The sequence below is a fragment of the Pseudoalteromonas sp. DY56-GL22 genome (assembly GCF_041414715.1).
Lineage (GTDB): Bacteria > Pseudomonadota > Gammaproteobacteria > Enterobacterales > Alteromonadaceae > Pseudoalteromonas > Pseudoalteromonas simplex.
The window spans coordinates 278,011-301,731 of the sequence record NZ_JANHZR010000003.1; the positions used below are offsets into that span (position 1 = coordinate 278,011).

Consider the following 23,721-nt stretch of genomic DNA (forward strand, 5'->3'; position numbering starts at 1 on the left):
AGATAGCGCTAATTTTATTTAATCTTGAAGTTGTTATGTTTGAAACTCAGCATCTGCAGAACACCACCCTTTTGTGTCACCCAGCTTATAAAGATGAGCTCACGCAACAGTGGTTCGATGCCAATTATTGGCAACAACAAGATAAAATCGTTGGTGCAAAAAAAGGTCGCGCAACAGCGTGGTTTTTTAAACATCAACAGCTTACAGGCGTTCTTCGTCACTATTGGCGTGGTGGTTTAATTGGTAAGTTACTGAGCGATCAGTACCTATATGTTGGTTTGAAGCAAACTCGTGTCTATAAAGAATTTACACTGATGATGCGTTTGCTTGAGCTTGGCCTAAATGTGCCGACACCCATTGCGGCAAAAGTGACCAACCACGGCTTAATCTATCGCGGCGATATCATCACCGAAGCAGTAACAGGCGCCAAAAGCGTGTTAGATATTTTAATCACGCGTCCACTTAGCCAGTCTGAGCTAAAAGCGATAGCAGTCACTCTCAGCGAATTTCACAATCATGGCGTCTATCACGCAGATTTAAACATCAATAACATCTTGTTCGATGATACAGGTAAGGTGTTTATCATTGACTTTGACCGCGGTGAAATCAAACAGCCACATGCTAGCTGGCAAACAGAGAATATCAAACGCCTTGCCCGTTCATTTGCAAAAGAGCAAGGCCGTAATGAAGTGATGCATTGGCAACAAAGTGATTGGCAGTCACTGGTGTGTGACTACCAAGCATTGCTGAACTAATTATCGATTTTGGGCCAATGCTAAATAACTTTCAGCAACTTTTGTTGATGGTATTTTTGATAGTATTTCTGCATCATCAACCTCTGGCTTATCGTTTAACACAGACTCAATAGCCTGAGTTAAAGCCCCAGGGTTATTTGTAGGAACTAAATACTTGGCTAAACTACCCGTTAAGATTTCTTTTGGTCCATGAGTACAATCGGTGCTTACAACTGGCGTACCCAGTATGAGCGCCTCAATGAGAACAGTAGGTAATCCTTCATAATCAGAACTCAGTACCAAAGCATCAGCACCTTTAATCCAAGCATATGGGTTTTGCTGAAAGCCAGGCAAAATAAGCCTATCTTCAATACCATGTTGGCGACCAAGTTTGGCGGCTTTATTAACTTTATTACATAATAAAACAAGCTTATGGGATGTATTTAAATTTGCAAATGCTGAAAATAAAACATCATGTCTTTTTTGTTTTGCTAAACGACCAACGTGAATAATATAGGGCTCACGTGGTAATCCTAACTCAGTTTCACTCGCTTTTTTGACTATGCTTTGAACATTAAACGGGTTAAAAATTGTTGTGATACTGCGGGGAGCAATCAACTTTTGCTGCTTAATTTCACTTTCAATACCTTCAGAAACACAAATTAAGTTTTGTCCTGACAAGCGCTTTTTACTTTTCAGTAAATATTGATAAGCAAATGGTCCAAGTTTCTTTTGTCTATTTAACTCAGCCGTAATTGAGTTATGAATGACATAGAAAACATGTTTAATAGTACTGCAAATTAGCAAATTATTACTGCGATCTAAATTTGATAAAACGAGATCAAATTCCCCGTTTTTAGATTGGTATTGTGCAAACCAATTTTCGATACGTTTTACGCTTTTTTTTAGTTGCCAGAACCTATCAACTTTTTTTGCTTTATGGTCAAACAAACATTCAACATTTAGTTGTGATGGTAAGGTATATTCAATCGAATTCGCTAAACTAAGAATGACAACTTCATGTTGTTGAGCCAAAAGCTCGCCAGCCAGCGTCAGCATCACTTTCTCAGCCCCACCGCCAACCAAAGAATCAATAACTATGGCAACCTTCATTTAGAAACCCCAAACAATAACTCAGACACGCCTTGCAGCATTTCTTTCTTGGCATTATGCGGTTTTATTTTCGCCAAAACGTTTTTAGTTGCTTGATAAGTTGCAGGTTCCAGTAATCGTTTAACAGCGTCACTTAAACTGTCTAACGTTGGATCTGCGGCTAAAGTTAAGTTACTTTCAACACAGTTTTGCAAACGTTTCGGTTGGTCCTTGGAAATTGCTGCAGCAACAGTGGGGACTTTGAGTGAAATAGCTTGTAATAAACTGTCCCCTGCTGATAACACTGCAAATTTAGCATGTGCTAATACACCAACAAATTCACTTGCATGTAAACTTTTTAAAATGATCAGGGTATCATCTTTAGGTAGAACGTTTGGGTAGTTAGAACCAAAAACAACGATACCTTTCAAGCCTGTTTCAGCAGCTATTTTCTTCGCTGCTTGATAAAAAATATCAGCAAATAACTGGTTTTTTTCACCGTGCCCACCTGATCCAGCATTTACTAAAAAATAACCTTCATTCGTAAGATTTAACTGAGCTAACAATTGATACGTTTCGGTATTTGATGACTGAGAGAAGAAAGGACCCACATTTACCGGAGGTGACAAAGGGAAGAGCTTAAGCTTTAATCGCTCACTGAAGCTTATTTTTTCAATACAATAGTCAGGTTGTGCAACCCAATGTTTATCTATTAAATTTAAACGATTTAGCTTTAAGCCTTTCGCTCTTTTTTTATTATGCTGTGAAATAAACACCACTTTAGCCCCTGCACGCTTTGCTGTTTTCATTTGGGCTGCTCTACCTGCACAATCAAAAACAACCAAGTTAGGCTTTAATGTTTCAATTAATTGATTAACTTTACGCGTTTCTTTTGTCGCTGATTGCTCTATCAGTGTTGTATCAAATGGGCAATCAAGGGCGTAATTTGTATGTTTATTTAATAAAAAGTGGATGTCTAAACGATCGGGAAAATTCTCATCTAAATAATGAGCAAATGATAACGAACGCATGTATTCACCTATTCCTTCAGATGATGACACGGGGATAAATAAAAGGCGTTTTTTTTCCATTACACTTTAAATTATAAAATTTGCCAGATTATACATCAAATTGAGTTCCTTTTACGATACCTAGACGAATTGCTCGTTGTGAATTATTTACTGCAATCATCATGTAGGGTTGGTAGACTTCTAGTCCCAAAAAACAAACCGAGAATTAAGCATTGCCTAAAAAAACACTTTTATTACTCGCTCTTGCTAGCGCATTTAGTCTACCTCTAGCTGCTGAACCTTGGGTTAAACCAGACGATTATGGCTTAAGAGCCGACATTCAATTATTAGCGGATACAGGAGTGATTAAAGCCCCTGTAACTACATACCCGCTAATGTGGAATAGTTTTATTGATGAATTAAATGACACCACACTAGAGCAATTACCTAGTTTTGTTCAAGATGCTTTACTTCGTGTAAAGCACAGATATAAAGCCGAAAATACCGAACAGTACAACTTCCATAGCGAAGTTTTTCTATCAACAGATACATTACCAGCCACGAGTTTTGGCGCCACCAACACACAAAAATCAGAAGCGACCGTCGCTTATAGTTTTTTAGGTGAAAGTTTAGCAGGTAAACTAGCAGTTAATTATCGTTCTGATGGTAGAAAATGCTACCTAGAGGGCATGGAACAATCAGACATAGCTGAAGATCATCAAGCTCTTACTGATTGTGATGATATTACTTTTGACCATAGTTACCTTGCCTATAAAATTGGCAATTGGGTCTTTCGTGCAGGTGCAGTTGAACAATTCTGGGGACCAGGTGTTGACAACAGTCTAATTCTCACAGCGAATAGTAAACCTTTACAAGCTTTCAGCATTAGTCGTGAAAAAGCCACCGCTTTTGAATCAGCTTGGTTGAGTTGGATTGGTCCTTGGAGCTTAACAACTCAAATGGCTAAGCTTGAATCTACCCGAGCAGTCCCTGATGCGCTACTTTGGAGTAGCCGAGTGAACTTTAGACCAATTCAGCAACTTGAGGTTGCTCTAAGCTGGTCTGCACAATGGGGCGGGGATGGCAAACCGAATTCTATAAAAGACTTCTTTGAAATGGTTTCAGGGAAAAGTACCTGTTCTGATGGTTCGCAAGATTGTAGTAATTCTGAAAAGTCAAAATTAGGCAACCAACTGGCAGGTATTGATTTACGCTGGTCAGATACTCTCTATTCATACCCGTACGCTATTTATTTAAGTACGATTGGAGAAGATGCTAGTAGCTACTTTAAGCCCGCAGACAGAGCGTATTTAGCAGGCATAGAAACAATAATTCCATTTGCAGAGCAAAATATCAAAATAAACATTGAATACATTGATACTGTGGTTTCTTGCTCTGGTGATGAATCAACCCCTAACGTACAAATAACTAATGATTGTTATTATGAACATTCAGATTATCATTCTGGTTATCGTTACCAAGGAAGAACAATCGGTTCTACATTTGATAACGACACAGAGTCCCTTGTACTCACTGTGCTTGGGCAACATAGAAATGGTAACGATTGGCAAGTTAAACTGCGTCAGGTTGATTACAACAAAGATAACGTTGATAGATACCCTAGCAACCCAGATTTAGGGCATACAATCACTAAAAATGCCATTGATAGCACACAACTAGAACTGCGCTACAGAATGTTAGCATTACAAGGAAGAATCTCTTTCGGTGCCCTGGCTGCTAAAAATAAATCAATGGGGGAATCAGACACTGAAACCTCCGCATTTATGAAATATGAAATGAACTTTTAGAATCAAAAAAGCCAACAAATGTTGGCTTTTTTATTAACTTTTGATTTTGCTAATAACGTTTGATGTTGAGCAACCATTAAGAAACTCAAGTACTTCGACTTTGCCGCCATGGCGTAATACATGATCTGCACCGGCAATTTGGTCAACGGTATAATCGCCGCCTTTTACTAATACATCAGGGCTAATTTGCTCAATAAGCTTAGCTGGCGTGTCATTTTCTTCAATACTGCCAAATGGAATAACCCAGTCAACTGACGCCAGTGCACTTAATACCATGGCACGTTCATCCAATGGATTAATCGGTCTTTCTGGACCTTTCAAGCGAGTGATTGATTCATCATTATTTAAGCCAACAACAAGTCTCTCGCCACGCGCTTTAGCCTGAGCAAGATAGCGTACATGGCCTGCGTGAAGAATATCAAAGCAGCCATTAGTGAACACTATTTTTTCACCATTTTGCTTAGCAAACTCAATATGCTGAAGCACATCTTCAAACGGCGTTTGGTAATGCTCACCAGTTTGCTGCAAATATTGACCAAGCTTACGGCTCAACTCTTCTGGCGACACGGTTGCGGCACCCAGTTTACTCACCGCAATTCCGGCAGCAAGGTTGGCAATTTCAACCGCATCTTTTGCTGCCATACCCGCACCAAGCATCACGGCAAGCGTCGCGATTACGGTATCGCCGGCGCCAGTAACATCGCTGACTTCAAGCTGCTGGGCCGCAAAATCATGTTTTTCTGCTTGGCTGATTAACGACATACCCTGCTCTGAGCGCGTTAATAGCATCGCAGCGATGCCCGCTTCAGTGATTAGCTTACGTGCGCTGTCAGTCAAGTTTTGCTCAGAGTCCGTCAAACCACCAGCAAGCTTAAATTCGTTTAAGTTAGGGGTTATGTAATCGGCACCACGGTATAAGTTTAAATCAGATGATTTAGGATCAATAAGAACTGTTTTACCTGCTTTCTTTGCAACCTGAACCATTTGTTGAATTAAGCTCAGAGAGCCTTTGTTGTAGTCAGAAAACAACACAAAATCGTAGTCATCTAAAACCAGCTCTAAACGGTTTAATAACAATTGGCTGTGTTGCTCAGTAAAGCTTTCTTCAAGGTCTAATCGAACAACTTGCTGATGACGGCTGATTACTCGCATTTTAGAAATAGTCGGTAAATCGCAAACACTCACTAATTGCGAATCAATTTTCTCTGAACTTAAAATTGTTTCGAGGATTTGCCCACTTTCATCTTCACCAATTAATCCTAGTAGGCCCACTCTACCATCTAAACGAGCAATATTTTTTGCTACGTTTGCTGCACCACCAGCTTTGTCTTCAAATTTACTGACTTTAACAACAGGTACTGGGGCTTCAGGCGAAATACGTCCTGAATCGCCATGCCAATATCTATCTAGCATGACATCACCAACGACCAAAATACGTGCCTTTGAAAGGTTTTTTAGTAACGCTAAATCCATTACTTTTGCTCCGCAACAACCATATCGATGGCTTCGCATAGCCAATGTCCGATGAACATATGCGCCTCTTGGATACGCGCTGTTTCATCATTTTTAATGATAATCGGTAGCTTAGCGATATCTTTTACTTTACCGCCATCTCGGCCTGTTAATGCCACCGTAAAAGCGCCAATTTCATTTGCTGCAGCCAGTGCGAGGTTGATGTTAGGGCTAGTACCAGAGGTGGTTAAGCCAATCACTAAATCTTCAGGTTTACATAACGCCTGCACTTGGCGCTCAAATACAGTATCAAAATGATAGTCGTTACTGTGAGCGGTTAAAATTGAGGTATCTGTTGTCAATGCGATAGAAGCAAGTGGACCGCGCTCCAATTTGTAACGTACAACAAACTCAGCAGCTAAATGCTGTGCATCAGCCGCACTTCCGCCATTACCAAACCAAATTACCTTACCACCTGCTTGCAAAGCGCTGTGACATGCTTCAAGTAATTGCATCACTTCTGGGTGATATGTATCCATCGTTTCAAATAACATTTGATGGCGGTTCAAACTTTCTAAGTAGCTTGCTGCTACAGAATCTAATTTAGGCATGAATATCCCTCTTTGGAACAAACTTTGGCAGGAGTAATAATGTTATTATTCCACAGATTTATTTCTTTGTGTTCAGTTTATCGTACTTTTATGAATATCGACTGGATAATTACAGTTATATGTAGACTAACTATTGGCAACAGCTCGATTAGCGTTAAACTACCCTAAAACTCTATATATTAAAAATTATGGCACGCATTTTATACTCTTTACTTTTATACCTACTAAGCCCACTGGTTGTTTTTTACCTGTATGTTTTACGCGGCAAAAAGAATAAGGGTTACCGTGAACATTTTGCTGAGCGCTTTGGCTTTTCTAACTTATCTCATCACGATGTTGTTTTTCATTGTGCCTCTGTCGGTGAAGTGTTAGCTGCAACGCCGCTTATAAAGGCCGTTCAATCAGAAAACCCAACACTTACTATTTTAGTAACCTGCAATACCCCAACGGGTCGAGAACAAATAAAAAATAACTTTAAAGATGCGCTTAGCTGCTGTTATTTACCGATTGATTTTTTCTTCGCTACGAAGCGATTTTTAAAACGTATCCAGCCAAAGGTACTGTGTATTTTAGAAACTGAGCTTTGGCCAAACCTGATGGCGCAAAGCAACAATAACGGCACAAAGGTACTTGTTTTAAATGCCCGGCTTTCAGCTAAATCACAGCAAGGCTACCAAAAGGTAATGCCTTTAACTAAGGTGATCATGCACTCTATTAGCGATCTGGCCAGCCATAATCAAGATGATGCAAAACGCTTTATTGAACTTGGTTTAAAGCCTGAAAAGGCACGCGTATTTGGCTCAATTAAATTTGATATCATGCCTACAGATGAGCAATTAAATAAAGTCGCAGCACTTAAAAACCAATATAACAACGAGCGATTTATCTGGGTTGCAGGCTCTACTCACCCTATTGAACACGAGCTTATTTTAACTGCTCATAAGAAGCTGTTAAAAGTGTTACCCAACGCTCTTTTGATTATTGCTCCACGTCACCCAGAGCAATTTGATAAAGTCGCAGAGATATTAAAAAGTTCAAATTTGAGCTTTAGTCGTCGCAGTGAAGATAACTATAACAACCAACAAGTTGTGTTAGCTGATACGTTAGGTGAGTTACAATGCTTATATGGTGTGGCAAACATCAGCTATGTTGGTGGTAGTTTAATCGAGCGAGGCGGCCATAATCCGTTAGAGTCAGCAGCGTTTTCTGTTGGCGTATTAGCAGGTCCTCATACCTATAACTTTGACCATATTTATCCTGAGCTGATTAGTGCTCAAGGAGCAAAAACTGTTACCGATGAAAATCACCTTGCTGACACACTTATCGCTTTGAGTAGTGATGTACAAGAGACTATTAAGCTCGGTCAACAAGCTCAGAAATGCGTTGCTAACAACCAAGGCGCCATTAGTAAAACGGTTAAATTAATTGAGCATTACTTAGAAAAGTAAGATAGAAAAGTAAAATAGAATAGAGAAATAATGTGACTTCAAAGCAAGCGATAAATCGCCCAGAAATACAAACGCGCGAATGGGTATCAAGCGTAATCGTAAAATACAATTTCTGCCCGTTTGCCCGTAAAGAAGTAGAAAGCAATTGCATTCATTATCAAATTAGTCAGTCTATTACGCTTGATGATGCAGTAATGGATATGCTTGAGCAATGTAGCGCGTTAGACCAACAAGCAGAGCGCGAAACCACTTTGTTGATGTTTGAGCAAGGCTTTAAAGATTTTGAAGAGTTCTTAGATTTAGTCGATTTAGCCAATGCGCTTTTAGCTGCGCAAGGCTATGAAGGTAAGTATCAAATAGCCAACTTTCATCCTAACTATGTATTTGCTGATAGCGATGACAGCGATGCTGCAAACTATACGAATCGTGCACCTTACCCAACACTGCATTTAATCCGCGAAGCCAGCATGAGCGAAGCGTTAGACAACTACGATGAACCCGAATCCATCCCAGAGCACAACATTAAACTTACAAGACGCAAAGGCATCGATTTTTGGCAGCAGCTACTGCAAAACTGCATCGATAAGCGCTAACACCTACCAGCGTTCTATAGATAAAAAGCCAGTAATGCTGGCTTTTTGTTTTTATAGCTATTAAATTTAGTGAGTTATTTTTTTACCCACTCACCGTTCACTTCAATGTAGTGACCCGGCTTCGTTTTCTCGATAGTTTTAGCAGCTGCAAGGGCTTCAACTTGCGCTAACGAAAGATTGTTCTTTTTCGCAAGTTTTAAATATTGCTCTTTACGCTTTGCATTAATTTCATCAACGACCGCTTTTGCTTCGCTGTTATTAACCACTAAACCTAAATAGCCTGAGCTGTCTTCACCCACTAGGCCTTGGCTTTTTGCATCATCAAGGCTGATAGCCCAAGCAGAGAAAGATAAACAAACAGCACTGATCAAGGTGATCACATTTAGTTTTTTAAGTTGTAATTTACGCATGTGTGCTCCTTAGAATAATTCGCTGTCATCACTGAATAAGGTATCTAGTTCTTTATCCACTTTTACGCGGATCTCATGGTCAACTTTTACATTTAAGTTGATTGTAATCGGCTCTTTTGCTGCCACCTCAACACGGTGGGTACAGGCACTCAGCATGCCTACCGCCGTGAGCATTACTAACCACTTAGCCATCATTGCTTCCTTTTTTTGCATACTCTTTCTCAACTCTTTGAGTAATTTCATCACTTAAACGCAGCGCTCTAAGTAAAGTAAATACATTCTCTTCATGATTATAATTAAAGTTCACTGCTTGCTGCTGCGCTTCATTATAACCCTCTAAATTTACACCTAAATGTAACCAACCATCCGGTTTGAGATTAACACTGCTGCGTAGTTTTTTAATATCTAAATTCTCAAGTAAACTCAGCGTGGTACTCAGCTCTTGTTGCTGCGCTTTTACCGCTTCAAAGCCCGCATTATTAGTGATCAGTAATTTACCATCACCCTGATTAACTAACTGCCCTTGCTTTACCTCGATGCCCTGTTTATTTATTACAACGGGTAAGGTGCCTGCTAAGCGCCCACTTAAGCTAATTCCTGATTCAGCATCAAGGGTGACCAATTTACTGGCATCAATATTTTCAAATTTAACAGTCGCGGTTTGGCTATCACTGAGTGGGCAGAACTTATTCACCACAAATGCCCCACCCATAACCTGACCAGTTAGATTAGCTACGCAAGGCTGATTAGCTGTTACCTGCAACTGACCTTGTATATTTTTGACCACGGCACCTGCGCGCAGTTCATTGAGTGTAAATTTAGTCGCTACAATATTAAGCTGCCCTGAATTAAACGTGCCGTTCAAATTCACTGCAAAATCATTCGCTAGATAATCATTATAAAGCGCAGTGAATTTACTTATTTGCACGCGCCCTTGTGCTTGTTGAAGATTTACATCCCCTTTTATATTGCCCGAAACGACTCCATCAGTGACTGTAGCAAGCGGCTCAAACTGAACAATTATCGGGTTTAGCTTGGATACTGCCTGCTCTGGTATCACTAATTCAAATGGGTGAGCAACCTCAGACATATGATGGCTAACAAGCGCTTCAAAGCCATCGGCAAACACATGATGCGTTGCCTGCAAGGCGCGGCTTTGAAGAGCCTTTGAAACGACTGACAACTTATTTAAGCTAAGCTCTGCTGTTGATAATTTAGCGGCTGTGGTTTTGGCATCAATATCAGCAAATAACTCCCCCACACTGAGATCTGTACTAAGAGTAAGCTCATTGCTAATTTTTGCTGCGTTAATATCATCATAAGTTAATGATTTAACCTTGCTATTAGCGTTAACAACGAGGTGCTGCTGGGCATTATACTCAGCGTTAATTGCGCTGCTAAAATCAGTTATCTGAGCACCCGAAATTAGGGCATTTTTAACACTGATATCAGTATTCAGTTTAGCTGTAGGGCTAGTAAATAACCCTTCAATATTTAGCTTTCCTTTAGCCCCAATACCTTCAACCCCAACACCCTCAGTCAAGGCGCCATCAGACTGAAAATCTAAAAATGCAGGTAGTGAATCCACCGACAGTTGAAAATCAGCGCTAACGCTGCTTTCATGCAAATGCGCGTTGAACTTAAGCTCATCTATATCTTTACTATTAAAATCAATGCTAACTTGGCTATTCAGTGATGTGAGCGGATCCAGCAAAGAAAGGGATGTATTACTGACTGTCACCTCACTTTGCCCTTCTATAGCTTGCAGCTTTACAGTTGGGATTGATAGCAACTTACTTTCTACACTCACTGGTTTTTCAATGTGTAACTGCCAAGTAAGCGGTAACTGCGCTTCAACAAATGATTGATGCTGCTGGTCTGCGATGGTGTTTAAGCAGTCTCGCTTTGCGCTCAGTTGATTTTGTAAAGCTGATAAATCCGCGTATAAATGCTGTTGATTTAATTGATACTTAGCACTCAATTGCCCTTCACTGGCAAAACCTAGGTCACACTCCCCTACAGCATGCTGATAACTTGCATTGATTGAGCTTTCAATGGCAACTGTAATTCCATCAAACTTAATCTGTGATTGAATAGTAAAGTGGCTGCTTGTTGGCAATGTTACGAATCGCTCTGCCACTTGCTCATCAAACGTGATGTTGGCTTTGACTTCATAATTAGATATTTCAACATCTGCATTAAGATCCCGCAAAATCGAAAAATGGTTTAGGCGTTTTTCTTGTATCGCCAACCTAACAGGGGTGTCAGTAAACGGTGAGACTACATCAAGCTGCTCAATGCGAATTAGCGGTCTTTGCTCGGGTAATACCAAGGCAAGCTTTTTAAATTCAGGTTGTGAAGTGTCAGGTTGTTGATTATTACTCTGATTACTAATTATAAGATTGGCTCGAGAAACACTAACCTGCTGCTTATTCGCAATAATGCCAGCTAACTCTATTTGCTGTCCTTGGTAGGTTAAGCATAATTTCTCGATATTCAAATCAAGCTTGCGAGTTAATGACCAATCAATGCAGTGAAGCTCAGCGCCATTTTTACTGAGCATAGGCGTTAAGTACCACGATGTCAGTGGTAATCTGAACAAATACGCCAACAGCACCATGCTTAGCACGATACCTAGCAACCCAACACACGCCCGCTTAAAACTCAAAAAACTCTCCTTGCTTCTCGCTTCTCGCTTCTCGCTTCTCGCTTCTCGCTTCTCGCTTCTCAGATCATTATAAACAAAAAGGCCACACATGATAGTGCAGCCTTTTTAGTTTAAACGGTTTGTATGAACCTAGCTTGTATAGCTAGGCACACAATTAAGTTCTAGCCAACGTTTTTACGAGCGTTGCGGAACATACGCATCCACGGGCTATCCTCTTTCCACTCATCTGGGTGCCATGAGTTAGCAACCGTACGGAATACACGCTCAGGGTGCGGCATCATAACCGTTGCACGACCATCTGTAGAAGTAATACCTGTGATACCTTCTGGCGAGCCATTCGGGTTAGCTGGGTATTGCGTTGTTGGGTTACCGTAGTTATCAACAAACTTCACTGCCACTGTACCTGACTCAAGCGCTGCTTTAACTGCATCAGCGTTTGCGAACTCAGCATGACCTTCACCATGTGAAACAGCGATAGGCATACGTGAACCAGCCATACCGTTAAAGAATACCGATGGGTTTTCTTGCACTTCTACAAGGCTAAAGCGAGCTTCAAAACGTTCTGACTTATTCGTTACGAAACGTGGCCAGTGCTCAGTGCCAGGGATCAATTCTTTCAATGTTGAAAGCATTTGACAGCCATTACATACACCTAAGCTGAAAGTATCTTCGCGGTGGAAGAAGCTTTGGAACTGCTCACGCGCCATCTCATTAAATAAGATTGACTTAGCCCAGCCTTCACCTGCACCTAATACGTCACCGTAAGAGAAACCACCACATGCCACTAAGCCTTTAAATTGCTCAAGTGTTAAACGACCTTCAAGTATGTCGCTCATGTGCACGTCAACCGCAGCAAAGCCTGCACGGTTAAATGCCGCCGCCATTTCTAAGTGAGAGTTAACACCTTGCTCACGTAAAATAGCCATTTTCGGCTTCGCGCCAGTTGCAATGTAAGGCGCTGCAACATCTTCGTTTAAGTCAAAGTTTAGTTTTACGTTAAGACCAGGGTCTTTTGCGTCAAACTTAGCGTCAAACTCTTGCTTAGCACACTCTGGGTTATCACGACGCGCTTGCATTTGGTAAGTTGTTTCTGCCCAAATAGTACGAAGCTCAGTGCGCGTGTGGTTAAGAACCACATCATCACCACGAGTGAATACCACGCGGTCATCAGCGTTTAGTGCACCAATTTCATGGCTGATAGCTGCTAGACCGTGGTCTGCAAGAACGGCTTTAACTGCGTCTAAGTCAGCGTTTGCCACTTGGATAACCGCACCTAGCTCTTCATTGTAAAGCGCTTCGATGTCTGAACCTGTTAAGCCTGCAAGGTCAACAGTAACACCCGTGTGGCCAGCAAATGCCATTTCAGCGATAGTTGTGAATAAACCACCATCAGAACGGTCATGGTAAGCAAGTAACTTGTTATCAGCAACAAGCGCTTGCATTGCTTCATAGAAACCTTTTAATAGTGCTGGGTTATCAACATCAGGCGTTACATCACCTAGTTGCTTATAAACCTGTGCAAGGCTTGATGCGCCCATGCGGTTTTGACCCGCACCTAAATCAACTAATAATAGTGAAGACTCACCTTTATCAGTGCGTAGCTGTGGCGTTACTGTTTTACGCACATCTTCAACACGACCAAAGGCTGTAATAATCAGTGATAATGGTGCAGTAACTGATTTTTGCTCACCGTTTTCATCCCATTGAGTTTTCATCGACATTGAGTCTTTACCCACAGGAATAGTTAAACCTAGTGCCGGACAAAGCTCTTCACCCACCGCTTTTACAGCTTCGTAAAGACCTGCATCTTCGCCAGGGTGACCTGCTGCTGCCATCCAGTTTGCAGATAGCTTGATATTTTCAAGGCCACCGATGTTAGCACACGCGATGTTCGTTAGTGACTCAGCCACAGCTAAACGAGCAGAAGCACCGTAGTTTAAAAGTGCAGCTGGTGTACGTTCACCTAGTGACATTGCTTCACCGTGGTAAGTATCAAACGCAGCGGCTGTTACCGCACAGTTTGCTACTGGCACCTGCCAAGGACCTACCATTTGGTCACGCGCAACTAAACCCGTTACCGTACGGTCACCAATGGTGATTAAGAATGTTTTCTCAGCAATCGTTGGTAAGCGTAATAAACGCTGTGCAGCGTCTGCAGCATCAATGTTAGCAACGTCTAATGGTTGAGATTGCGCTTTTTTCGATTCAACTTCACGGTGCATTTTTGGTGCTTTACCAAGTAAAACATCAAGCGGAAGATCAACAGGATTGTTACCGAAGTGGCTATCTTCAACCGTTAAGTGACGCTCTTCTGTTGCTTCACCAATAACAGCGTATTCTGCACGTTCACGTTTACAGATTGCTTCAAAGCGCGCGAAGTCTTCTGCCGCAACTGCTAATACGTAACGCTCTTGAGATTCGTTACACCAAATTTCGTGTGGTGCCATACCCGGCTCATCGTTAGGAATGTCACGAAGTTGGAATTTACCACCACGACCACCGTCGTCTACAAGCTCAGGGAATGCGTTAGAAAGACCACCTGCACCCACATCGTGGATGAAAGCGATTGGGTTTGCATCACCTAGCTGCCAACATTTATCGATAACTTCCTGACAACGACGTTCCATTTCTGGGTTTTCACGTTGTACCGATGCAAAGTCTAAGTCTTCGTTTGATTGGCCTGATGTCATACTAGACGCAGCACCACCACCTAGGCCGATGTTCATTGCCGGACCACCTAGTGCAATTAGCTTAGCACCTACAGGGATTTCGCCTTTTTGAACATGCTCAGAACGAATGTTACCTAAACCACCTGCAAGCATGATTGGCTTGTGGTAACCACGTACCTCGATACCATTATGGCTTGATACTTTCTCTTCGTATGTACGGAAGTAACCAAGTAAGTTAGGACGACCAAATTCGTTATTGAATGCCGCACCACCTAATGGGCCTTCAGTCATGATATCAAGTGCATTTACGATACGACCAGGCTTACCAAAGTCTGTTTCCCATGGCTGCTCGTAGCCAGGAATTCGTAGGTTAGATACAGTGAAACCAACTAAACCTGCTTTAGGCTTAGAACCACGGCCTGTAGCACCTTCATCACGAATTTCACCACCAGAACCTGTTGATGCACCTGAGAATGGCGCAATCGCTGTTGGGTGGTTGTGCGTTTCAACTTTCATCAAGATTTCGATGTTCTCTTGATGGTATGCGTACTCGCCTTCGTTATTTGGGAAGAAACGACCTGCTAGCGAGCCCTTCATTACCGCTGCGTTATCTTTATATGCAGATAGTACGTTTTCAGGGTTTTGCTCGTAAGTGTTTTTGATCATTTTGAACAATGATTTTGGCTGTTCGATGCCATCAATTGTCCAATCGGCGTTAAAGATTTTGTGACGACAATGCTCAGAGTTTGCTTGTGCAAACATGAATAATTCGATGTCGTTCGGGTTACGCCCTAACTTTTGGAAGTTTTCTACCAAGTAATCAATTTCGTCATCTGCAAGCGCAAAACCTTGCTCAACGTTTGCTTTAGCAAGCGCTTCACGGCCACCACCTAAAATGTCAACTGATGACATTGGACGCGGCTCATCGTGACGGAATAATTTAGCTGCATCAGCCATATCCGCGTGCGTTGCTTCAGTCATACGGTCATGTAATAACGCTGCAACTTCAGCTGTTTGCTCAGCTGATAAGTTACCTTCTACGTAGTATGCAATACCACGCTCAACACGGTGAACTTGGCTTAAGCCACAGTTATGTGCGATGTCAGTTGCTTTTGATGCCCAAGGCGAGATAGTACCTGGACGCGGCGTTACAAGAATTAACGTGCCAGCAGGGGTATGCTCGGCAATTGTTGGACCGTAAGTAAGCAGTTTTTCCAGCTTGGTTTGCTCATCAGCTGAAAGCTCAGCTGTAAGATCAGCAAAATGCATGAACTCAGCGTAAACGTCAGTGACTGGAAGTTGTGCCTGTTGGCAACGCGCTAAAATTTTCTGAACTCTAAAATCGGAAAGTGCTGGTGCACCACGAAGGATCAACATAGGTATTTTCATCCGGGGTTAGGGATTGAACGATATTTTAGGCGCATATTATAGTGCAAATAACGTCTAGATTTAACTCAAAATTACGCTTTTATTTAAATAATCTTCATAACCGCTTTTAAGGTTGCAACAATTAACTAGCTTAGTCGTCTTTATTTCTCTGCAGGTTCTTGTTCTGTATGACTTATCTATCAGCAACCCTGTTATTGTTATTAATTTTTAAATAGATAACTAAAACTATTCGCCAAGTGACGTGGCTTAGAAGTTTTGTTATAACACTAAGGTAATGGTTTAAGGGGCATTTATAATTTATGCAAAAGTTACTCGCTATTTTTAGTTTAGTGCTCATGTTATGTGCGTGCGATATGCAACAGCAACCGTCGCAACTTGCTCATATCAAGGCGCAGAACAAAATTAGAGTCGGCACATTAGCTGGTGCGAGTAATTACTATCAGGCTCCACAAGGTGTGCAAGGCTTTGAATATGAGCTCGCCCAAGAATTTGCTGACTATGTTGGTGTAGAGCTCGAGATGGTGCCTTTTTTTAATCTATCCGATATGTTCGCACGCTTAGAAAGTGGCGATTTAGATATTATAGCGTCAGGTCTTACCTATAATACGATTCGGGCTGAGCATTACCGGTTCGGCCCAACCTATCGCACCATAAGCCAAAAACTAGTTTATAAACAAGGCCGTAATAGACCTCGTGAGTTTGCAGATTTAACAGGCAACCTGACTGTTCTAGCCAAAAGCAGTCACTCGCTGGCACTACAACAATTAAAACAGCTCAATCCAGAACTTAGCTGGAACGAAACAGAAGACATGGATGAAGAAGAGCTTTTACAAGCTGTCATCGACGGTGAAATTGATTACACCTTAGCAGATTCACACACCCTATCACTATTTCGCCGCTATCACCCAAATTTGAGTATAGGTTTCTCGGTTACCCGTAATGACCCTATCGCTTGGCTACTTAGAAAAGATGGTGACGACTCATTATATGCCTTAATGGTGCCATTTTTTGGCGATGTAAAACAAAGCAACCAGCTTTATGTGCTAGAAGAAAAATACTTTGGTCATGTTCGCCAATTCAATTATGTGAATACGCTAGCGTATATCGAAGCAATAAAAGACACTTTACCTAAGTACCAACCTTGGTTCGAGCAATACGCAGGTAACATAGACTGGCGATTACTGGCAGCTTTGAGTTATCAAGAATCGATGTGGAACCCAAGGGCTAAGTCACCAACCGGTGTTCGCGGTATTATGATGCTAACCCAAGCAACAGCAAAACAGGTCGGCGTAACAAATCGCCTAGAGCCTGAGCAAAATATTAAAGGCGGTGCGCAGTATCTTGCCAAAGTGATTTCTTGGATCCCTGAACGCATTCCGCAGCCCGACAGAACCTGGTTTGCTTTAGCCTCTTATAATGTTGGCTGGGGACACGTAAACGACGCACGGATTATTACCGAGCAAGAAGGTGCAAGCCCCGATAAGTGGGCTGATGTTAAAAAGCGCTTACCGCTTTTAATTAAAAAGCGTTACTATCGAAAAACCAAATATGGTTATGCCCGTGGCGATGTTGCAGTAAAATACGTTGATAATATTCGTCGCTATTACGACGCACTGGTTTGGCTTGATGAAAATGATGCGATTGCTAACCCTAGTGAAGAAGAGCAAAGCACTGAAGAAGCTAAACCTGAAGCGCAAGTAAGCGAAACAAAGCCAAATGACAACACGCAACAAACCAACTCAGAGCAGCAAGAATTAGAAAACAACTAACTTCAAGCACCGAAATCTGTTTACTTGTCATCAAATGATCATTATCTTCCTGTAGAGATCAATATAATGCTTTACTCTCACTTAAGGAGCACTCATGTTAAAAAGAAGACGCACGACACATAAGTTCAAGCGTAATGTTATTTACTCAACGGCGACCCGCCGTCGTATCATGCTACGTAATACACACAAAAAAGTTATTTGGCGTCGCCGCTTATTTGCGATGCAGTTAATGGAAGCACAAGTTCCTGCAACGCCGGTTGTATAACTAGGCGTTGCGAGCAGCCAGCTTTGCCGCCTTTTTCTCTTCTCTACGACGCTTAAAAAACGCTGAAATTACCGCCCCACACTGCTCACTCATAACATCACCGGTTACTTCAACTTGATGATTAAGCCTAGGCTCTTGCAGCAGATTCATAATTGATCCTGCCGATCCCGTCTTGGCATCTTTAGCACCAAATACCAACCGCTTAATACGGCTATGTACCAACAGACCTGCGCACATAGAACAAGGTTCTAACGTAACATACAAGGTGCAATCGATTAATCGGTAGTTATTAAGTATTTTACCTGCTTCGCGGATTGCCATCATTTCAGCATGAGCGGATGGGTCGTTATCGATAATTGAGCGGTTATAACCATAAGATATCAGTTGATTATCTTTTACCAGCACAGCACCAACCGGAATTTCATTAATCGCAGCCGCTTCATTGGCGTAGTTTAATGCTTTTTCCATCCAATATTGGTCGCTAAATTGTTCGCTCATATATCACACAAATCTTGTAAAACTGTGAGTAATTATACCTAGTTAGTGAAAAATGTCGGCAATAAATACTGCTACACTTAAAAATTAACGCAAAATTTAGTGGCTTTTTCATGGCTCAATGGACCCATATTGCGCTATAATCTCGCGCTTTTTTTATTTAGCTTACAACACGGGTAGCAAATGAAATTTCCTGGACGCCGCAGGCATAAACATTATTTTCCGGTGGAAGCCAAAGATCCACTGACGAATCAACTTAACTCAACCGACCGACTACAACGTAGTTATATTACGGGTATCGACCAAATTGTGGTAGATATTGAAGCGAAAGTTGATCAAGCTTTCCTAGATGAATTTCAATTGCGCCGTGGCATGTCGCAAGTGATCGATAACGATATTACCAACGCACTATACGACAGACTAAAACTCGACAATATGATCGATTATGAGTTTGCCGGTGGTACGGTAGGTAACACCATGCACAATTACTCTACCCTAGCTGATGACCGATCAGTACTTTTAGGGGTAATGAGTGAAAATATCAAAATCGGCAGCTATGCATACCGTTTTTTATGTAACACCTCTAGCCGCGTTGACCTTGACTACCTTCAGCCTGTAGATGGCCCTATTGGTCGTTGTTTTACCTTAATTGACGAGACCGGTGAGCGTACCTTCGCAATCAGCGCGGGGCTCATGAATCATCTTCGCCCTGAATCAATCGACCAAGCACTTATTGAGAATTCATCAGCACTGGTGATCAGCGCATACCTAATGCGTACTCAAGGTGATGAAACCATGACAGAAGCGACCATGCAGGCAGTGAAATATGCCAATGATGCCGGTGTGCCTGTGGTTTTAACCCTTGGCACTAAATTTCTAATTGAACAAGACCCTGCTTGGTGGGCTGATTTTGTAAAAGAGCATGTTGATATTCTTGCTATGAACGAAGAGGAAGGCCTTGCTATTACTGGCTTTGAAGATCCGCTTCTGGCAGCCGACAAAGCGCTAGATTGGACTGATTTAGTTATTTGCACGGCTGGTGAAAAAGGCTTGTTTATGGCCGGTTACGTCGACGACTCATTCAAGCGTGAAACAGAATACCCGTTATTACCAGGTGCAATTGCTGACTTTAACCGTTATGAATTTTCTCGCGCAATGCGTAAAGACGACTGCCAAAACCCTATTCGTGCGTACAGCCACACAGCACCATTTATGGGCGGCCCTGACAGCATTAAAAATACCAATGGCGCAGGCGATTGCGCTCTGGCTGCGGTACTGCATGACCTATCAGCAAACGTTTACCACAAACTTAATGTGGCAAACTCAGCGAAGCATCAGCAACCTGCTATGACCTACTCATCGCTTGCACAAATTAGTAAATACGCTAACCGTGCAAGTTATGAAGTACTTGTTCAGCACTCGCCACGTTTATCGCGTGGTTTACCTGAACGTGAAGATTGTTTAGAGCAAGTTTACTGGGATCAGTAATCTCCACTAAAAAATCGAAATATCCAGTTTCTGGGATAAACGCTCAAGAGCCGCTATCCCAGCCACTGAGTTACCATACGAGTTAAGTCTAGGCGCCCACACAGCCACAGTAAATTGATTTGGTAACACAGCTAAAATAGTACCCGATACCCCTGACTTACCCGGCATACCAACACGGTAGCCAAAATCCCCAGCTGCATCGTATAAACCACTGGTAAACAGTAACGAGTTTAACTGCTTATTTTGCCTTGCACTAAGTACTTCATGGCCATTGGCATCTTTACCTTGGTTTGCTAAGTAATTGTAAGCTTTTGCTAATTCTACGCAGTTTAGCTCTATGGCACAGAAGTTAAAGTAAGCCCATAACACATCATCAACTTCATTATTAAAGTTGCCGAATGACTTCATTAGATGCCCCATCGCGGCGTTGCGATGACGAAACTCATATTCAGAATTTGCCACTTTCTTATCAATAACAACCTGAGCATTTCCTGATAACTGACGAAATGACTCAAGCATAGAGTGCATCGGCGCAGATAAACGGCTATATAACGCGTCACAGGTGACAATCGCGCCGGCATTAATAAATGGGTTGCGTGGTATGCCCTGTTCAAACTCAAGCTGTGTAAGTGAGTTAAAAGCGGTGCCTGATGGCTCTTTACCGACTCGCTGCCAAAGCTCATCACCATAACGCTGAAGTGCTAAGGTTAAGGTCATTACTTTAGAAACAGATTGAATCGTAAAACGCGCACCACAATCACCCGCGCAATAGGTTTGCCCATCAACTGTATGGATAGCAATGGCAAACTGGTTTGGCTCAACTTCTGCAAGCGCAGGAATATAATCAGCAACCTTACCTTGGCTCAGTAATGGTTGAACTTCTTTTGTGATTTCATCTAATACATGTTGATAATCAATCTGTGACATACCGCGTCCTTTAAAACAAAAAGCCCCGCATTTGCGAGGCTTTATAGTCTACTAAAGATGGTTTGCTATAGCGATTGCTATTAGCTCATAGCTGATTGCAGTTTTTTCATCGCTGTTTTTTCTAGCTGGCGAACACGTTCTGCTGAAACGTTATATTTCTCAGCAAGCTCTTGTAATGTTGCTTTATCGTCAGCTAACCAACGTGCACTTACGATGTCTTGAGAACGTTCATCAAGGGTTTTTAACGCGCTGAATAAACGTGCATGAGACTGTTCTTGCCATTGCTGCTCTTCGATATCATCAGCAAGGTCAGCACTGCCATCTGTTAAATACTGTACTGGCGAGTATGTGCTTGTTGGTGCGTCGTCATTGTCGTCGCCCGTTAAGTCAAAGCCCATATCTTGGCCACTCATACGTGATTCCATCTCACGTACTTCTTTTTCACTTACACCTAGCTCATTAGCAACAGTGCTAACCTCAGCTTGGTTAAACCAACCTAAACGCTTTTTGTTTTTGCGTAGATTGAAGAATAATTTACGTTGCGCTTTTGTTGTTGCAACTTTCACGATACGCCAGTTTTTAAGTACGTATTCATGAATTTCGGCTTTGATCCAGTGTACTGCGAATGAAACTAAGCGAACACCTACACTTGGGTCGAAACGTTTTACCGCTTTCATCAGACCAATGTTACCTTCCTGAATTAAATCAGCTTGCGGTAAGCCATAACCTGAATAGCTTTTCGCAATATGAGCAACAAAGCGTAGATGCGACATAATGAGTTGCTTCGCAGCTTCAAGATCACCTTCTTCCTGAAGACGTGTCGCCAACTGCTTTTCTTTCTCTGCATCAAGCATAGGAATAGTGCTAACCGCTTGAAGGTAGCCGTCCATACTTGCGCTCTGTTGACCTGCAGTAAGTGCCATTGCGTATAAATCTTTACTCATTTTTCACCTCAGTGATAAACATTTGAAACCATCTTAGCACTCTTTAAGCGAGAGTGCTAACTTCAATTAAAAACTTTTTTAAAGTTCAAATCAAGTGGTTTTTTTAAGATTAATTTTATTTTACTTTAAGGCGCTGAATAAGCGATGAATTCTAGCTTTTAAAGGTATTTTGAAAGATATATAGCCCACCATTCAAAATCTAAACAAACAGCATAAAGGCTTAATATGACAAATTAACGACAAGCAAAAGCGCTAAAATAATAGCGCTGATAGCTACACTTTATCGGGTTCAATTTCTTTTATATAGCGGTTAACTGATAGGTAAGAACCAACAAATCCTAACCCTGTTGCAAGAGCGACTAAAATGCCAAACTCTGTGAGTGTTAAACCAATTAAGTCAAAGCTGGTTTCATAAACACCCGCAACATCACTTACAGCAGCACCAAGCCACCACATCATTAATGCAACACAAATAAAAGAGAACAAACCGCCAATAATACCGTACCAAATTCCTGTCCATAAAAATGGCGCATGAATAAAGGTGTTTGTCGCCCCAACTAACTTCATCACCTGAATTTCATCTTTCTTATCCATGATTGATAAGCGGATAGTATTACCAATGATCAGGGTGACGGAGGTTAATAATAGTAGAGCAATGGTGATCACGCTTTCTTTTAATAAACTTAAAAGTGCATTTAATCGCTCAAGCCAAGCAATATCGAGTTTACCAAAATCCACTTCTCTTTCGCCTTCAAGCTTTTGCAGTAATTGTTTTGCTGTATTTGGCTGACGGTATCGTGCTGTCGGCGTGACGATAACAACATCAGGTAACGGGTTCGCATCTAAATATTCAAGTGCTTGGCCAAACCCTGATACTTGTTTAAATTCAGTGAGGGCATCGCCCTTTGATATAAACTCTACTTTATCTACTTCAGGGTAGAGTGCTAAACGCTTAACCAAGGTTTGCGTTTGCTGTTCGCTCATAGTTTCTTTTACGAACAACGAAATCTCTGCAGCATCTTCAAAGCCACTGCTCACTTGCGAGACATTTTTAACCACTAAATAAAGCGTCGCTGGCAGTGTTAAGCTCAATCCTAATACAGCAATGGTCATCAATGAAGCTAAAGGCGTTCGCCACATTTCACCGAGGCTGTGCACACCTTGGCGAATAAGATTAATAAAGAAGAAATAAGGCGCTGCTAAAAATGACTTTTTCTGACGTTCGTTTTGGCTGTTGCGGCTTTTAAACAATAAACTCATAGTGCCCCCTCAGCTAGCGGATCCTCAATCATACGGCCATCTTTCAGTGTTAGACTGCGATAACGCATACGCGCAATTAAGCCAATATCATGGGTTGCAATCAGCACGGTTGTACCATGATTATTAAAGTCTTCGAATAAACGTAAAATGTCCATCGAAAGCTCAGGGTCTAAGTTACCGGTTGGTTCATCAGCTAATAGAATTGGCGGTGAATTAACGATAGCGCGAGCAATACCCACACGCTGCTGCTCACCACCTGATAAGGTTGCAGGATTACACTTCGCTTTATCAAGTAACCCGACTTTATCAAGCGCACCATGAACACGCTTAGCTATTTGCTTGTGGTGCGTACCTTCAATAATTAAAGGTAAGGCAACATTATCAAACACTGAGTAACGTTCTAGTAAGCGGTGATTCTGAAAGATGATACCAATATCGCGGCGCACGTAAGGGATCTGACGTGATTTAACAGCATTTAAATCAACACCATTAATAAGCACCTGCCCTGCCGATGGACGCTCCATCAAACTAATAAGCTTCAATAGGGTACTTTTACCTGCACCACTGTGCCCAGTTAAAAAGGCCAGTTCGCCAGGCTTAATATGAAAGCTGACTTTTTCAAGGGCACGATGGCCACCTGGGTATGTTTTACTGACTTGCTGAAAATTTATCATTTTAGTTATCAATCA

20 protein-coding genes are annotated in these 23,721 nt (G+C 41.8%); 7 read left to right on the forward strand and 13 right to left on the reverse strand.

Translation table 11 applies throughout. From position 1 onward, the window contains the following. Positions 1-35 precede the first annotated feature (35 nt). On the forward strand, positions 36-755 hold the full coding sequence (locus NO991_RS09200; protein ID WP_300359134.1) for a 3-deoxy-D-manno-octulosonic acid kinase: 720 nt from the start codon (positions 36-38) through the stop codon (positions 753-755). Here NO991_RS09200 and NO991_RS09205 read toward each other — a convergent pair whose 3' ends face one another. After that, positions 756-1,847, reverse strand: a complete 1,092-nt coding sequence (locus NO991_RS09205; protein ID WP_300359131.1) for a glycosyltransferase — start codon at positions 1,845-1,847, stop codon at positions 756-758. After that, a complete protein-coding gene (locus NO991_RS09210; RefSeq protein ID WP_300359128.1) occupies positions 1,844-2,857 on the reverse strand; it encodes a glycosyltransferase family 1 protein in 1,014 nt (337 codons plus the stop codon). Before NO991_RS09210 ends, NO991_RS09205 begins: the two co-directional genes overlap by 4 nt. 212 nt (positions 2,858-3,069) lie before the next feature. Between NO991_RS09210 and NO991_RS09215 the strand changes: the two genes are divergently transcribed. Further along, positions 3,070-4,644, forward strand: coding sequence for a capsule assembly Wzi family protein (locus NO991_RS09215; protein WP_300359125.1), 1,575 nt, complete (start codon positions 3,070-3,072; stop codon positions 4,642-4,644). Positions 4,645-4,677: 33 nt separating this feature from the next. Here the strand turns inward: NO991_RS09215 and hldE are convergent, their stop codons facing one another. Then, on the reverse strand, positions 4,678-6,117 hold the full coding sequence (gene hldE / locus NO991_RS09220; RefSeq protein ID WP_300359122.1) for a bifunctional D-glycero-beta-D-manno-heptose-7-phosphate kinase/D-glycero-beta-D-manno-heptose 1-phosphate adenylyltransferase HldE: 1,440 nt from the start codon (positions 6,115-6,117) through the stop codon (positions 4,678-4,680). Beyond that, positions 6,117-6,707: an SIS domain-containing protein gene (locus tag NO991_RS09225; protein WP_187489823.1), complete on the reverse strand. Its 591-nt coding sequence runs from the start codon at positions 6,705-6,707 to the stop codon at positions 6,117-6,119. The genes hldE and NO991_RS09225 overlap by 1 nt, the downstream gene beginning before the upstream one ends. 188 nt (positions 6,708-6,895) lie before the next feature. On the opposite strand from NO991_RS09225, the gene waaA reads away from it, so the two are divergent. Together waaA and NO991_RS09235 are read left to right on the forward strand one after the other, a co-directional pair. Continuing rightward, positions 6,896-8,155 carry a lipid IV(A) 3-deoxy-D-manno-octulosonic acid transferase gene (gene waaA / locus NO991_RS09230; protein WP_300359116.1) on the forward strand — a complete coding sequence of 420 codons (1,260 nt, stop codon included), beginning with the start codon at positions 6,896-6,898 and terminating at the stop codon, positions 8,153-8,155. 32 nt (positions 8,156-8,187) lie between these two features. Next, a complete protein-coding gene (locus NO991_RS09235; protein WP_235377040.1) occupies positions 8,188-8,748 on the forward strand; it encodes a DUF1415 domain-containing protein in 561 nt (186 codons plus the stop codon). A 74-nt stretch (positions 8,749-8,822) separates the two neighbouring features. Here the strand turns inward: NO991_RS09235 and NO991_RS09240 are convergent, their stop codons facing one another. The 4 genes from NO991_RS09240 to purL all read right to left on the reverse strand — a co-directional run bounded on the left by NO991_RS09240 (position 8,823) and on the right by purL (position 15,872). Further along, positions 8,823-9,158 carry a YdbL family protein gene (locus tag NO991_RS09240; protein WP_054551056.1) on the reverse strand — a complete coding sequence of 112 codons (336 nt, stop codon included), beginning with the start codon at positions 9,156-9,158 and terminating at the stop codon, positions 8,823-8,825. Between the two features lie 9 nt (positions 9,159-9,167). Then, positions 9,168-9,350 carry a YnbE family lipoprotein gene (locus tag NO991_RS09245; protein ID WP_054551055.1) on the reverse strand — a complete coding sequence of 61 codons (183 nt, stop codon included), beginning with the start codon at positions 9,348-9,350 and terminating at the stop codon, positions 9,168-9,170. Then, a complete protein-coding gene (locus NO991_RS09250; protein WP_300542868.1) occupies positions 9,343-11,826 on the reverse strand; it encodes a YdbH domain-containing protein in 2,484 nt (827 codons plus the stop codon). Before NO991_RS09250 ends, NO991_RS09245 begins: the two co-directional genes overlap by 8 nt. Before the next feature lie 161 nt (positions 11,827-11,987). After that, positions 11,988-15,872, reverse strand: a complete 3,885-nt coding sequence (purL, locus tag NO991_RS09255; RefSeq protein WP_300359108.1) for a phosphoribosylformylglycinamidine synthase — start codon at positions 15,870-15,872, stop codon at positions 11,988-11,990. Positions 15,873-16,183: 311 nt separating this feature from the next. Here purL and mltF point away from each other — a divergent pair, with 311 nt between their 5' ends. Then, the gene (mltF, locus tag NO991_RS09260) at positions 16,184-17,653 is read left to right on the forward strand and encodes a membrane-bound lytic murein transglycosylase MltF (protein ID WP_300542866.1); all 1,470 of its coding nucleotides are present in this window, start codon (positions 16,184-16,186) and stop codon (positions 17,651-17,653) included. A gap of 94 nt (positions 17,654-17,747) precedes the next feature. Next, positions 17,748-17,918, forward strand: coding sequence for a hypothetical protein (locus NO991_RS09265; RefSeq protein ID WP_165385080.1), 171 nt, complete (start codon positions 17,748-17,750; stop codon positions 17,916-17,918). Here NO991_RS09265 and tadA read toward each other — a convergent pair whose 3' ends face one another. Continuing rightward, positions 17,919-18,416, reverse strand: a complete 498-nt coding sequence (gene tadA, locus NO991_RS09270) for a tRNA adenosine(34) deaminase TadA (protein ID WP_300358502.1) — start codon at positions 18,414-18,416, stop codon at positions 17,919-17,921. A 180-nt stretch (positions 18,417-18,596) separates the two neighbouring features. Here tadA and NO991_RS09275 point away from each other — a divergent pair, with 180 nt between their 5' ends. After that, positions 18,597-19,901 (forward strand): inosine/guanosine kinase, encoded by a 1,305-nt coding sequence (locus tag NO991_RS09275; RefSeq protein ID WP_054560976.1) that lies wholly within the window; start codon positions 18,597-18,599, stop codon positions 19,899-19,901. A 6-nt stretch (positions 19,902-19,907) separates the two neighbouring features. On the opposite strand, the gene glsB is transcribed toward NO991_RS09275, so the two are convergent. The 4 genes from glsB to ftsE form a co-directional block, all read right to left on the reverse strand. Beyond that, on the reverse strand, positions 19,908-20,828 hold the full coding sequence (glsB, locus tag NO991_RS09280) for a glutaminase B (protein WP_166340525.1): 921 nt from the start codon (positions 20,826-20,828) through the stop codon (positions 19,908-19,910). A gap of 80 nt (positions 20,829-20,908) precedes the next feature. After that, positions 20,909-21,772, reverse strand: a complete 864-nt coding sequence (gene rpoH, locus NO991_RS09285) for an RNA polymerase sigma factor RpoH (RefSeq protein ID WP_054551048.1) — start codon at positions 21,770-21,772, stop codon at positions 20,909-20,911. A 273-nt stretch (positions 21,773-22,045) separates the two neighbouring features. Next, positions 22,046-23,032 carry a permease-like cell division protein FtsX gene (gene ftsX, locus NO991_RS09290; protein ID WP_054551047.1) on the reverse strand — a complete coding sequence of 329 codons (987 nt, stop codon included), beginning with the start codon at positions 23,030-23,032 and terminating at the stop codon, positions 22,046-22,048. Further along, positions 23,029-23,706, reverse strand: a complete 678-nt coding sequence (gene ftsE / locus NO991_RS09295) for a cell division ATP-binding protein FtsE (protein ID WP_054551046.1) — start codon at positions 23,704-23,706, stop codon at positions 23,029-23,031. The genes ftsX and ftsE overlap by 4 nt, the downstream gene beginning before the upstream one ends. Positions 23,707-23,721: the final 15 nt, after the last annotated feature.

What these genes read in the sequence shown, in the direction of transcription:
- ftsE (WP_054551046.1), bottom strand. Translation starts at nt 23,706, where the DNA reads ATGATAAATTTTCAGCAAGTCAGTAAAACATACCCAGGTGGCCATCGT.
- tadA (WP_300358502.1), bottom strand. Translation starts at nt 18,416, where the DNA reads ATGAGCGAACAATTTAGCGACCAATATTGGATGGAAAAAGCATTAAAC.
- glsB (WP_166340525.1), bottom strand. Translation starts at nt 20,828, where the DNA reads ATGTCACAGATTGATTATCAACATGTATTAGATGAAATCACAAAAGAA.
- rpoH (WP_054551048.1), bottom strand. Translation starts at nt 21,772, where the DNA reads ATGAGTAAAGATTTATACGCAATGGCACTTACTGCAGGTCAACAGAGC.
- NO991_RS09205 (WP_300359131.1), bottom strand. Translation starts at nt 1,847, where the DNA reads ATGAAGGTTGCCATAGTTATTGATTCTTTGGTTGGCGGTGGGGCTGAG.
- mltF (WP_300542866.1), top strand. Translation starts at nt 16,184, where the DNA reads ATGCAAAAGTTACTCGCTATTTTTAGTTTAGTGCTCATGTTATGTGCG.
- NO991_RS09265 (WP_165385080.1), top strand. Translation starts at nt 17,748, where the DNA reads ATGTTAAAAAGAAGACGCACGACACATAAGTTCAAGCGTAATGTTATT.
- NO991_RS09225 (WP_187489823.1), bottom strand. Translation starts at nt 6,707, where the DNA reads ATGCCTAAATTAGATTCTGTAGCAGCAAGCTACTTAGAAAGTTTGAAC.
- NO991_RS09200 (WP_300359134.1), top strand. Translation starts at nt 36, where the DNA reads ATGTTTGAAACTCAGCATCTGCAGAACACCACCCTTTTGTGTCACCCA.
- NO991_RS09275 (WP_054560976.1), top strand. Translation starts at nt 18,597, where the DNA reads ATGAAATTTCCTGGACGCCGCAGGCATAAACATTATTTTCCGGTGGAA.
- NO991_RS09240 (WP_054551056.1), bottom strand. Translation starts at nt 9,158, where the DNA reads ATGCGTAAATTACAACTTAAAAAACTAAATGTGATCACCTTGATCAGT.
- hldE (WP_300359122.1), bottom strand. Translation starts at nt 6,117, where the DNA reads ATGGATTTAGCGTTACTAAAAAACCTTTCAAAGGCACGTATTTTGGTC.
- ftsX (WP_054551047.1), bottom strand. Translation starts at nt 23,032, where the DNA reads ATGAGTTTATTGTTTAAAAGCCGCAACAGCCAAAACGAACGTCAGAAA.
- purL (WP_300359108.1), bottom strand. Translation starts at nt 15,872, where the DNA reads ATGTTGATCCTTCGTGGTGCACCAGCACTTTCCGATTTTAGAGTTCAG.
- NO991_RS09210 (WP_300359128.1), bottom strand. Translation starts at nt 2,857, where the DNA reads ATGCGTTCGTTATCATTTGCTCATTATTTAGATGAGAATTTTCCCGAT.
- waaA (WP_300359116.1), top strand. Translation starts at nt 6,896, where the DNA reads ATGGCACGCATTTTATACTCTTTACTTTTATACCTACTAAGCCCACTG.
- NO991_RS09245 (WP_054551055.1), bottom strand. Translation starts at nt 9,350, where the DNA reads ATGGCTAAGTGGTTAGTAATGCTCACGGCGGTAGGCATGCTGAGTGCC.